At 42.0% G+C, this 11,561-nt stretch carries 18 protein-coding genes; all 18 read right to left on the bottom strand.

Translation table 11 applies throughout. The features are described 5' to 3' along the window. Nucleotides 1-14: 14 nt before the first annotated feature. Entirely contained in the window at nucleotides 15-1,445 is a 1,431-nt protein-coding gene (locus L0M98_RS16590; protein ID WP_007219331.1) for a phage terminase large subunit, read from the bottom strand. Continuing rightward, nucleotides 1,432-1,908 carry a hypothetical protein gene (locus L0M98_RS16585; protein WP_007219330.1) on the bottom strand — a complete coding sequence of 159 codons (477 nt, stop codon included), beginning with the start codon at nucleotides 1,906-1,908 and terminating at the stop codon, nucleotides 1,432-1,434. Before L0M98_RS16585 ends, L0M98_RS16590 begins: the two co-directional genes overlap by 14 nt. Before the next feature lie 98 nt (nucleotides 1,909-2,006). Beyond that, nucleotides 2,007-2,246: a hypothetical protein gene (locus tag L0M98_RS16580; protein ID WP_007219329.1), complete on the bottom strand. Its 240-nt coding sequence runs from the start codon at nucleotides 2,244-2,246 to the stop codon at nucleotides 2,007-2,009. 31 nt (nucleotides 2,247-2,277) lie between these two features. Then, nucleotides 2,278-2,883, bottom strand: coding sequence for a hypothetical protein (locus L0M98_RS16575; protein ID WP_007219328.1), 606 nt, complete (start codon nucleotides 2,881-2,883; stop codon nucleotides 2,278-2,280). A 6-nt stretch (nucleotides 2,884-2,889) separates the two neighbouring features. Next, complete coding sequence (locus L0M98_RS16570; RefSeq protein ID WP_007219327.1) at nucleotides 2,890-4,005, bottom strand: DUF4417 domain-containing protein; 1,116 nt, start codon at nucleotides 4,003-4,005, stop codon at nucleotides 2,890-2,892. After that, nucleotides 3,995-4,432, bottom strand: a complete 438-nt coding sequence (locus tag L0M98_RS16565; protein ID WP_007219326.1) for a hypothetical protein — start codon at nucleotides 4,430-4,432, stop codon at nucleotides 3,995-3,997. Before L0M98_RS16565 ends, L0M98_RS16570 begins: the two co-directional genes overlap by 11 nt. Before the next feature lie 84 nt (nucleotides 4,433-4,516). Next, complete coding sequence (locus L0M98_RS16560) at nucleotides 4,517-4,957, bottom strand: hypothetical protein (protein ID WP_005655451.1); 441 nt, start codon at nucleotides 4,955-4,957, stop codon at nucleotides 4,517-4,519. Continuing rightward, nucleotides 4,957-5,373, bottom strand: coding sequence for a hypothetical protein (locus tag L0M98_RS16555; protein WP_007219325.1), 417 nt, complete (start codon nucleotides 5,371-5,373; stop codon nucleotides 4,957-4,959). The genes L0M98_RS16560 and L0M98_RS16555 overlap by 1 nt, the downstream gene beginning before the upstream one ends. Then, nucleotides 5,370-5,627 (bottom strand): hypothetical protein, encoded by a 258-nt coding sequence (locus L0M98_RS16550; RefSeq protein ID WP_034754860.1) that lies wholly within the window; start codon nucleotides 5,625-5,627, stop codon nucleotides 5,370-5,372. The genes L0M98_RS16555 and L0M98_RS16550 overlap by 4 nt, the downstream gene beginning before the upstream one ends. Nucleotide 5,628: 1 nt before the next feature. Beyond that, complete coding sequence (locus L0M98_RS16545) at nucleotides 5,629-6,636, bottom strand: radical SAM protein (protein ID WP_007219323.1); 1,008 nt, start codon at nucleotides 6,634-6,636, stop codon at nucleotides 5,629-5,631. A 194-nt stretch (nucleotides 6,637-6,830) separates the two neighbouring features. Further along, entirely contained in the window at nucleotides 6,831-6,992 is a 162-nt protein-coding gene (locus L0M98_RS16540) for a hypothetical protein (protein ID WP_005655457.1), read from the bottom strand. Next, on the bottom strand, nucleotides 6,989-7,804 hold the full coding sequence (locus L0M98_RS16535; protein WP_007219321.1) for a ParB/RepB/Spo0J family partition protein: 816 nt from the start codon (nucleotides 7,802-7,804) through the stop codon (nucleotides 6,989-6,991). Before L0M98_RS16535 ends, L0M98_RS16540 begins: the two co-directional genes overlap by 4 nt. Nucleotides 7,805-8,124: 320 nt before the next feature. Then, nucleotides 8,125-8,595 (bottom strand): hypothetical protein, encoded by a 471-nt coding sequence (locus tag L0M98_RS16530; RefSeq protein WP_007219319.1) that lies wholly within the window; start codon nucleotides 8,593-8,595, stop codon nucleotides 8,125-8,127. Between the two features lie 7 nt (nucleotides 8,596-8,602). Then, nucleotides 8,603-8,866, bottom strand: a complete 264-nt coding sequence (locus tag L0M98_RS16525; protein ID WP_007219318.1) for a hypothetical protein — start codon at nucleotides 8,864-8,866, stop codon at nucleotides 8,603-8,605. Next, entirely contained in the window at nucleotides 8,863-9,522 is a 660-nt protein-coding gene (locus L0M98_RS16520; protein ID WP_225665232.1) for an AAA family ATPase, read from the bottom strand. Before L0M98_RS16520 ends, L0M98_RS16525 begins: the two co-directional genes overlap by 4 nt. Beyond that, nucleotides 9,443-10,258: a hypothetical protein gene (locus tag L0M98_RS16515; protein WP_034754857.1), complete on the bottom strand. Its 816-nt coding sequence runs from the start codon at nucleotides 10,256-10,258 to the stop codon at nucleotides 9,443-9,445. Before L0M98_RS16515 ends, L0M98_RS16520 begins: the two co-directional genes overlap by 80 nt. Nucleotides 10,259-10,305: 47 nt before the next feature. After that, nucleotides 10,306-11,064 carry a hypothetical protein gene (locus tag L0M98_RS16510; protein ID WP_007219316.1) on the bottom strand — a complete coding sequence of 253 codons (759 nt, stop codon included), beginning with the start codon at nucleotides 11,062-11,064 and terminating at the stop codon, nucleotides 10,306-10,308. Between the two features lie 26 nt (nucleotides 11,065-11,090). Then, complete coding sequence (locus tag L0M98_RS16505) at nucleotides 11,091-11,525, bottom strand: hypothetical protein (protein WP_007219315.1); 435 nt, start codon at nucleotides 11,523-11,525, stop codon at nucleotides 11,091-11,093. Nucleotides 11,526-11,561 lie beyond the last annotated feature (36 nt).

Raw genomic sequence — 11,561 nt, 5'->3', positions numbered from 1 at the left:
TTGCTTTATTGTTTTTAAGCGGTTATACCTAATCTGCGTTCTATATCATCGGGTATATCATACTCGTTATAGTCAAACCATGCTCGCATCAGAAACATATCCCTCCAGTCCGGGGAACAACCAATATCCATCTTGATTTCTTCTTTGGGTTTCAATTTTAGTTTCCCGTCCGAATCAGCTTTCCATGTTTGCAGTTGTTCCAGTTCCCTTATGATTTCTTCCTTATCGGCAGTGCTTATCAAATCCTCATCTATCCCCACTTCCGTAGCGTTTATGTGGTCTGCCAGCTTGTAGCCGCATTGGGTCTGTAGGTTTTGGTAGTTCTCACCATTGAAAGGGATAGAGTTGTTCACGAATCCTTGAATGTCGCAATTATCCACTACGCCACCGCCTACACCGTCCTCATCAACGATACATCTATGGTTTGGTATTCTGTACTTCTTTTGCTTGTTGATTATCCACGTCTGAATGTCGGTAGTCTTAGACACGGGGAAACATTGTAGTTCTATGATATGCCAACCATCCCAAACGGCAAGACGGGCATAGTCAGCACCAAAACGTGCAACATCCCCTGTAATATAGTTTGTACCTGTTTTGATTGAAATCTTATTCCCGAATATCTCACAGATTGCATCATGTGAGCAAAGGGCGTTGGGGTTATCGTCATATTCCCAATTACCTTTCAAAAGTCGTTCACGCTTTACCTTATCCTTTGTGGTTTTCAAACCCTCTATATAATCGGGGTCTATGAATGGATTTTCTTGTACAAGGCAAGCAAGGTAGTACATATATTCGAGCAATTCCCCTTTCTTATCCGGCTTGTAGAATGTATCATACATCCAATTCTTTTTAGGGTTGCACGTAATGAATAACTTTCGCCTCAACCCCAGTTCATTATTAAGGTGTCGCCCGATACGTGTTTTCAATGTATCATAAGCTCCAAAATTCACCTCGCCACCCTCTTCAATCCAGCCGCCTGTATATTCGATTGAGCCGTAACGCTCATACAGAGGGTCGCCCGGCTTATATTGCAAGTCCAGTAAGTCAATACGTGAACCGTTGAAAAATTCGATATAATTGTATTGCCCGTTATACTTGTACAAGGTATCATCAACCCCATATTGATTGCAAACCTTGTAAAATGTGATAAGTGTAGATTGTGTGATACGCTTTAACTCGGCACGTCCGATAAACCACTTTGAGCCGGGATAACAGAGGCACATAAACAGAAGCCACACCGCACCCGTCCATGATTTTGCACCCCCGGCAGCACCTCCGTACAAAAGTTCAACGTGTTCATTGTCGGTAAGTATCTTCAAAGCGTGTTCTTGCTTCTCATGCTTCAAACCATCCTTTACGGTGATGAAGTCGAAACAGCCACGCTTGAAAAGCTCAATCTTCACTGCAAGTGCCATCGGCACGTCTGTAACCTTACTTCGTGCCATTTCCTGCCTTTATTTTTTCCAGCAAGGAATTGTATTGTAACAACTCATCCGTAGTAAGAGCCGATAAATCCATGCTGTTGTTGGTTATTTGTGCGTTTACTTCGCTCTCTATCTGTTGGGTGGGCTTACCGAAAACCCTATCAAACAGACTATCTACCGTATAAGTCCTACCATAGCGAATATCTGCGTTAATGGCAGACACCACATTTAGCACCCACACGGGCGTTTTCTTGTTGGGCGTTCCGTCTTTGTTCTTAACCAACCCCTCCAAAGTTTCGGGCGTACTTTCCATCAAGAAACGGATAACCTTATAGTAATCCTCTTTGCTCATTTCCGGGGCTACCTTTTTGCCCGTAATATCTTTGATGTATTTATACACGGACGGCTTCCTACCCGAATTTTGGGGTTGGTTATCAGATGAGAATCTATTCCCTATTTTATTTCCTTTCTCAAAAAGTGCCATCCGTTGATTTATCGTTGATTTATGCGTTCATCAAACACACTTACAAAGTAAAGAAAATCGGATAGCGTGATACCGTCCGATTCCCTTTACCCGGTTAATTATTCTATGATACCCTCTTGTGCCTTGTACTTATCCCAAAACCAAAGAATGGTATCACCACCCTTTTCGTCTATCATTTCATCGTAGGCATCCAATTCCTTCAAAAGGGCGTTTGCCTTGTCAATTACCGAAGTGAGATGCTTTTGCTGATAATCATCAGCATTCCAAACCTCGATTTCACCATTTAATTGCTGCTTGATTACCTTAATCTCGTCAGCGGTTAATTCTATCTTCTTCATGTTGCATTGAATTATTTAAGCAAAAATACCTCTATAGTTTGTATTTCTTGCAGATTTCCTTTACTTTCTTGGTATATTTATCACTTTTACCATGTATTGCTTTGGTAACGGTTTCAGCCCAGAACTCCGACACATTGGTTTCCGCATACTTTCCATACCCGGATTTCTTATTGTCTTTCTTCCAAGACTTAAATAATTTATTCACTTCCTTTCCAGCCGCTTTTTGGTTTGCCCCTGTCATGTTGGCATTCCATGTAGCGTGCGCCAACTCATGCGTTACGGTATGGGCTACCGCTTTGTTGGTTTTCGTACTCCACCCACTCGCATAGCCCCTCTTGTGTGAGGCTTCCACCGCTTTTTTCGTTTGCATGAAATGTTTCTTGTTAAGGTAAACACCCTCTGACTTCCCATTAGCCGTAACGTGTACGCCATAAGTGCCAGCCGATAGTTCTGCCAACTTTACATTCTTTTGCCTTACACCAAGTACGGCATGATAGCGTGAAATAGCTTCTTTGGTTGCCTTATACAAAGCCGGGTCTTTCATGTTTACCAAAGGTTCAGGCTTTCCAATAGAGCCTTTATAGGTTGCATCACCCGGTTGCAGTCCTCCACGTGTTCCGCTTGAATTTCGTCCCATAATACTTTACTTCTTTTTTGCGTTAATAAAATCTGTGACGTACAACAGCCCATGTTCACGACAGAACTTCTGAATTTCCGCACCTCCACCATAAACGATAAGGTTTGGTTTTTCAAGCCCGCTTATTTCTTGGGCTACTTGCAAATCAGATTTAAGGCTTTCCATCCAACCGTCCAGCCCACGGGTAAAGAAAGCATTATATCCTTTGGGAATACCCATTTTGTTGTACTCAATAAACTTGTGAGAAACATTCAAGTCAGCATAAACCTTGATTCCGCATTCTTGGAAGTAACGAGAAAGCCAACGTTTCTTATAGATAAGCTGAATGCCCCACGCTATAGGCGTTTGGTCGTGGCAACTACAATTCGGCTCTACCACCGCCTTGCATCCGCTTGTTAGCAAATTTATCGGGTCTTTGAAAAGAGCCTCAAACCTATAATCATCCACATAGAAATGATACGTTGCCACATCTTTACGCAAACGGCTGTTAGCACCCCACGGGGACAAAGGCAATTCCATCTTTCCGGCTTGCATATCCAATAAGAGATTGGGAATTTCAAAGACGTTATCGCTTTCATAAAGAACGTCCTTAAACATGGAACGGTAGAAAGATTCCTTTTCGGCTTCTTCCTCGCTTTGTTCCTCATCGTCCGTTTCTTCCTCTGCGTTTTGGTCGTCTTCCGTTTTCTCTGCCTCTTTAGCCGCTTTCTTCTTACCCTTGCCGGACTTCTCATCATCGGATGGAAAATCAAGCCCAATAAAGCCGAAATCTACATCTTTCCAAAACTCATCCATTTGTAAGGCATTGCAATCCCAATCGCCATTGTTGATATTATCCCTCAGAATTATATCCTTTTCCTCATCCGGGGTCAGTTCCGAATAAAAAATAACGGGCACATCGGCAAGTTTCAGCTTCCTTGCAGCCTTCAAGCGTTGGTTTCCTGCCAACACCACCAGTTTACCGTCACGCTCCATAACCGCCAAAGGTCGGTGTTTCCAAAAGCCATTTATCTTTATGGAATCCACCAACCTTTCAAAGTCATTCTTCGTAATGGTACGGGGATTTTCGGGCAACAAAACCAGCTCCGAAACTTTCTTGTATGTAATCTCACTACATTTCATTCTCAACCTCCGTTTCGTCTTTGGCTTCGTCATTCTCCGAAGAATGGGAATCCGGTATTAATTGTTCCTCATCATCTTCTACACAGAAGCCCTTTCTAAGAAGCTCACAGAGCTTGACAAAGCGGTAACGTCTGCGATACTTCACATATACCAGCTTTGCACCTACGGAATCTTTGCCAATGGCATAGAAAGAACCCCGGTAATCAACGGGCAATACCACCGCACCATAGATACTAACCGAATTATCGGACACGCCCGTAATGGTTGCGTGTCTATCGTATTTGCCATTGATATAAACGTGTATCTTTCCCCCTTGCTTCAAATGCTCTTTTGGGGCAAACCTCCAAAAGTTCCTACCTATATACTCGGTCATGAGCAACAAGGCTAAAAAAAACAGCGTTAATCCGATAAGAATATACATACCCATAGCTTATTTGTTTACTTGGTGAATCATATTGCAAATATACTAAATATGCGTTTAACAGACACATATTTAACCGTAAAAAGAATACTAAAAGCCATAAACCAACATTGCGCCATCACGTCCATGCTCATTTGTCTGTTTTTGCCATCCAGTCAAAGCCTTAAACCGTTCTTGTGTCAGCTTGGTTACATTGCGTTTCGGGGCAACCATTTCATACTCCACGCCCAACTCTTTTAGATAATCATCCCATATAGAGGCATCCCGTTTCACAGAGCCTACACCTTGCAACTTCTTACGTTCCATTTCACGGCTCATACGCTCCGTTCCAAACCACGTTCTTTGCCGGGGGTCTTCCACCCTTACAATCACTTTGTCACCTATACCAGCCTTATACTCATCATACAAGGAACGTACACGCTCCATCGCTTTATGTATAGGCAAAGAGCATACTTGAAGCAGGGAACGTTGCTTGCTATCCCAAACAGCGAACCCGGTATTTACACCCGTATCAATCCCTACATAAATCATTATTCAGCCTCCATTTCTCCGTTGGGAATCTGATACAGAATAACACCCTTAATCTCGTTTGCTTCGGCTCTATCTCCGAAAATCTGAGCCATCATAAGGTTATTAGGCAGATACTTGTACCTCACCTCTTTAATGAGTGGCAAACCTATCGGAGCTTCACTTATCACGTGCAACGTCCATAACCCATCTTCTTTAGATATGGTTACAAAGGCATTCTTATAGAGGAAAGAACCAACCTTATACACTCCGTAATCATCCACATCGGTAAAATCCGCTTTTGCAGTTTCTTCCAGCTTCTTTATGAAGTCGGGGCGCATACGCTTCTTTTTCTTCTTGAAGTATTCAGGGTAAACCACCATACCTTTGTTCTCTGCGTTGGCTTTCACCAATTTTGCTTGCAATTCCTCTTTGCTCATAGGTCAAATAAATTTTTATAATACTCAAAATTCTTGTTTTCTATCTTTATATCTTCCGGGTAATGAGTGGCGCATCCGTACCATTCATTGTAGCATTTAGGACAAAACCAGCAATTTAGCACGGCTACATAATAGCCAGCATTAGAAGTACCGTTACATCTATCGCAAATACCAATACCGCCAATTTTAGCCAACTCGTTTCGGCTCAATTCAATCACCTTAAACCTTTTGGGATTATCTACTATTTTAGCCATATCAGTATATTGTTTCTTGGTAACTTGAAGTAGGAACTTTCCCGGATAGGATAGCGTTGCCACACGTGATAAGCCCGTTATCTTCATCATAAGAGGGGACAAACACAATAACATCGAATCCGTTGTCTTTCAAATCTTCCTCCACGGCTTTATATGGGGTAAACAGCTCATAGCCTCCGCTTGTGTGCAAATCGTTCTCATCACAGCTATTTGTTCGGTGTAATGGGGTAATCTTACACATAAATTTATCGGGGTTGAAAAGCTCTCTCAAACGCTTGCCGTCTATATGTGTATCATCTGCCAAAGCAAAGTTTAAGGCATATTTCCTGCCAACAGGCATAGGCAGCGATTTCCCAATTTCTGATATTTCACCAAGTGAAAGCGAACTACCCGAAAACAGATAATTTCTTTCTTCATCATTCGTTGTATTGATGGAGAATTGAAGTCCGGCATCACCCTTATAAAGCTCGTTCTTTATGTAACACCACTTATGTAAAAACTCAACCAGCTTCTTATTTCTCTTTGGCAGCATTGTACTTATAACCGGGTGTACCAAAGAATCGCCTATAAACGGCTCTATGTCCTTCTTTACACTGATTGCATGAAGTAACACATTTGCGTTCCATGTAGGCTCTCCCATACGTGCATAATGTATGTTTAGACGTTTCGTGTGCTTCACTTCCGGGTGTTGCTTGATAGCCGTTAGCACTTCTCCTTTCAAATCATTAAAAGTGGCATTTCTCCCAATACCCACTTTTGGAACATCGCAGAACTTGCAGCCCATAGAGCAACCGTACTGTGTGGAAATGGTAATCACCCATTTTTCAGTAAGAGGCATCGGCTCGCCATTGGGTACACCGTTCAAATCACGGGTAATCCCCAAAAAGTCCGCTTTGATATTAGCGTTCTTACCATAATCTCCAACCGTAAGGAACTCCAACATTCCCTTTTCACCTATAGCGGTATATATTTCGCCCGTAGGCACTACTATCTTCTTTTTAATTTCCATATCTTGAAATCATTAAAATACAAATACTACTTTTTCGCCATTCATAGCCCTTTTTCGCAGGGTGGGGTATCGCCCATAAACCTTGTTAGCCATATCCTCAATGTCGAATTTGAAAGCTGGGCAATACTTGTATCTGAAAGCCGCATAAAAGCGGTCATTCAGCATTATATCAATCATCAGCGTTTTCATGCCATCTATTTACCACAACAAGGTAATTTAGTGTTAAACACGTCTTTCAGCCATTGCTTGTACGGGAGAATTGGTTTACCGTATAAAGTCATATTGGCTTTGTAGTTCTCATACATTTGTTTGCGGAAATCCGCAGGTATTTGTTCCTTTTCTTTTCTCAGTTTCATTTTATGCCCCCTTTCTTGTATTCTCTCATCGCTTGGCTAAGGCTTTCCGTCTTATCCAATAGCCTTGCCAGCTTATCCACGTCCACGATAACCTCACCATCCAAATAAGCCCAAACCTTTCTCAGAGCTTCCGCAATGGCTTTTGCTTCTTTGGAATCTTTCAGAGAATTAAGAACCTCCTTATTGGTAGCTGTAGCCCTACCGTTTTCTTTGGCGTTATCCACAGCCGACTTTGCAGCCTTTACCTGTTCTTTCTCACTGCCATAATTGGCGGCAATCTCCTTAGCTGCCTTAACCGACAATTCCCCTTTCATAATCCTTTCTTGAATGTATGGGGGCAAATCCAACAAGGAAAGGCATTTGCTTATGAAAGCCGGGCTTTTCTTGAACTTATCCGCTATCTCAACTTGGCTATATCCAAATTCCTCTTTGAAACGTCTGAACATGATAGCGCACTCGTATTCGGTAAATTTCTTACCCTCGTTACGCATCATCTGTTGAATATACAATTCTTCAGTAGAAGCGTCCTTTCGGGCTTTCATGGCACGAACATAAGGAATATCCGCACCCTCGGATATAGCCAACATGGTAGCCCTATACCTGCGTTCACCATCCACCAATTTGTATTTCTCGTTGCCCTCATCATCCTTAAAGGCTATAACCGTCAGAGGATTTAAGACGCCCTTTGCCTTTATTTGCTCTTTCAGTTCGTCAAGGTCAAAATCACGTCTTACATTGAAACCGTCCACAACCACGATATTACGGGGGTCAATCAAAAACAGGTCTGTATTTTTTGTTTTATTCGTTTCCATACTACTATCATTTATTGGGCTTATAATGTTTACAATACTTCTTTCTTGCTGTTATGCGCCTACCTAATTTGTAGCAATACATTTGGGTTGTATGAGGATAACACCAATAGTATTTACATTCGCTACAGTGTCTTATTTCATTCATACTTGCAATTGAATTTGCCACAATTACATTTGAAATGAGGAAGTACACCTTTGGGGTCTGTACGTTTAGTACCACCCTTAACTATTGTATGAGCCATACAGCAATAAGCACTATAACCGTCCCTTATTTTTTTCAACTCCATAAAAGAGCAATTATTACAAATCTTTTCCATGTCTTAGTATCTAAAAGAGGTAAAATGAATAACAACACCTTCAAAAACATTCTCTTTGTTGTTCCCGAAAAACCATTCTACAAAGTCCTCCACGCTCAAACCATCATTCTTTGCTACTTCATTGATTGAAACTTTCTTGTTGTCTACCCATACTTTGGGTATGGTATCATCGCTTCCATAGGTCATAGTAATATGCTGTAAACCTATCTTCTCATACCGGGCAAATTCCCGTTGTTCTGAGTTGTACGGTCTGCCCGTCCATTCACGCACTGAAAGATATTTTTTGCCGGATGCAATATCTTTATATCTCTTATCCCACACGCCATTCTTATTGTAGCGTATAGTATGTATCTTCTTATGCTCTTTTAGTTTTCCCTCAAACTCTGTAGGCTTTCCAGCCAAAGAATGTGTAACCGGGAATACACGGCATAAGGTCACAACCACTTTTTTCTTTTCTGATTTTTGGTGTTGCATAGCTTTATTATTTACTTGGTGTATTACTCGCTGAATAATAAGCAAGCGTTATCACATCCCACATTTCGCTTACAATGGCAAACGAAAATGTCTTATCCGGGTGGGTACTACTTGGCATATCCAGCATTTCTTTTTGTATCGCCTCGTTCCAATAATGGCAATCGGGCGTGTAGTTAGATTGAAAGCTATTAATGCTTGCAATAAGTTCGTTGTAATACGCTTCACCGAAAGCATTAATGAGCTTTGTTTTGTTTCTGAGCGCAAATCTCATTTCCGATAGCTTTTTTGGCTGTAGTGCAGCCGTTCAAACATTTCTTCCATTCTATCAGCAATACGCTCTCCGTACCTGTCGCCAAATTCCTCATCTGCCAAATTGGAAGTGGCTATAGTGAATAGCTGCCTGTCATATCGGGCATAAATTAGTTCAGTAACCGGGGAAAACTCGTTGCCCCAACTTTTCACGCTTGCTGGTTCAGTGCCCACATCATCAATAAACAAAAGTTCTTGATTCTTTAGCTTGTTGAAATAAGTCGGGTCATCGGCTATTGACTTGGCAAGGTTCAGAGCTGATATGCGGTACACTCCCTTTCTTTCGGAAGATAAATCACTATTGTACAAGATACCTATAATGTTGCATATCGCCTTTGCAAGCGTGGTTTTACCACTCCCTACCGTACCATACAGAAGCAAGCCGAACTTTCCGTTTCCGCAAAGGAACTTAGCCGCTTTGCCTATCTTTTCCAACGTGGCTTCATCCGAAACATACTTCATGTTTCTGCGCTCAACTTCTGACTGATAACACATCCTTAGCATTTCCGCTATGTCTTGTTCGGGAAACTTCTCAATCTTAAAGCGTGTCCCTAAAAGTCCTCTTTGCGCTTGGTTTGCCAATATCTGTTGCAGCCGTTGTACCAGTTTGTTGTCCATATCTATTCATATTTTCGTAATACTTATCTTTTACCCAGCCCCTAATAGTCAGGTAATCGGATTTATACTTCTTACCCTTAGAACCTTTGTAATTGTTGAGAATATCAATCATCGCTTTAGCGGCTTCTTCGCCATATTCGGTACATAATTTTGCGTATTCATCACGTGTCAAAGTAACGTAATCAGCATAATTGTACTTCTTGGCTTTTTCAATCTTCCGCTGTTGTTCATCAGTCAGTGGCGGTGGATTCTCCGGCAAATCATCGGGGAATAGGTCTGCTTGCGCCCCTTGTTGCGTTTCAGCCGTTGGGGACGGTGTATGTGGCGTTTCTATCGGTGGCGTTTCCACAAGCGCATCAACTTTGGCTAATATCCGTTTACCCATAGTTACACCACCTTTTTTCCCAGCCTCAGACCGTTTTACCCGTATTGATTCCATTTTAACCATATCAGCGTTGTACAAAGCTCCATCATTCCTTACAGACAATAATTCAGCGTTAATCAATGATTCTATCAGCTCCTTTGTTCCACTTCCGTAGAGGGCTTCTAATTCATCAACCGTGTACGCACCGCCAATAGGTTTCAGCATAACCCCACGCTCTATACTCACCCACATACAGCAAAGCATATCCAGCCACAAGCCCTTACAAGCAAATGACAACCTCATAGCCGCATTGTTGGATAACCAAGCGGTAGCATCGAAAGGCATAGGCGGTATGATTTTTTTATTAGCCATATTATGAGCTGTTATAAGTGGGGGATTGCTCCCCCACGATATAGTATTTAGATTTCAAGAATAGCAATGTCCGGGGCAATGGCACGAATACCGTCCAACACCTCATCAATACACTTATCTCTGTAGTCCTCTGCCAGTTCGTTAGCACCGGGCGAAACAAGTTGCAACAACACATCACCATTAGAAAGATAGTGGTCGAACTCAACTTCAATAGGCGTTTTTGCAGTTCCCTTGAAAATGGCGATGTTAATCGTGAAACTCTTGGGCAAATTACTTTCTACCTGTGAACGGTACACCTCAGCCATAGAGCCGGACGGGTCACGCTGTTTCTGAATTTCAGTCTTGGCGTTAGCCGTGAAGTTCTTTAATACCGAAACGAGCTTCATACAATCCTCTTTTTGCATGAATACGCCACGATTCAAACGCAGGAACTGCCCCAGTTTAGCCGGAATCCAGCCACATTCTCCGTCATTGATACCGAACTTTGAAAAGACTTCCGATAATTCCACCGTACCTACAAAGGTGTTTTTGGTGTAATAATCATCCTCATTCACGGTAAGCGTGATACTCATTTTCTCACGGTTTACTTTAACATTCGCACGCTTTTGGTCGATGGTGTCAATACGCTTTTCCAACCAATCCAACGGAGTTCTGATAACACCTGATACAGAAATACTTTCCGGTTGCTTAATGGGCAATTCGTCCAATGCTTTAGGAGCATTACCAATTCTGTACACTACTTCGATAGGTTTTTCACCCTTGTACTCACCGATGTTTACGGTTAATCCTTTTTCTTGATTTTCCATTTTACTAAAATTTAATGTGTTAATAATCAATCATTCGTACCCGTTCTATCCGTTCTAATGGCACGGAATACGTTACGTTGTCTTTCTTCTTGCGTCATGGCACGTTGCTCCAGCAAATAACCCTCCGGGGTGTAGAATCCAACCATGCCCTCATCTTCATCTACAAACTTGAAGCAATCACCTTTTACATAATCGCCTCCGGCTTTCAACTCATCACGAACCTTTCCAATTCTCTCATCCAAAGGCTTAATTTTGGACTTGTATTCAGCTCTGATTCCAGCCAACTCATCTTCCAAATCAGCTTTTTGAATTGCTACGTTTGCAAGTTCAGCACGTCTTTCGTTAATCTGTTGCGTGTCAAATTTGCGTGTGTAGCTACGTTCTACAATTTGGTCGCAGCTATCACGTAGAATCTGTTCCCTTTGTTCCACCGGGGTATCGGCTAACATGATGTCTTTCATTTCACTTTATTTTTTAGTTGATAATATGTTTGACAA

The sequence above is a fragment of the Butyricimonas sp. DFI.6.44 genome (assembly GCF_022132345.1).
GTDB classification, from domain to species: domain Bacteria; phylum Bacteroidota; class Bacteroidia; order Bacteroidales; family Marinifilaceae; genus Butyricimonas; species Butyricimonas muris.
Note: the sequence above shows the minus strand (reverse complement) of the source record. Positions and strands in the feature narration are given on the sequence as shown.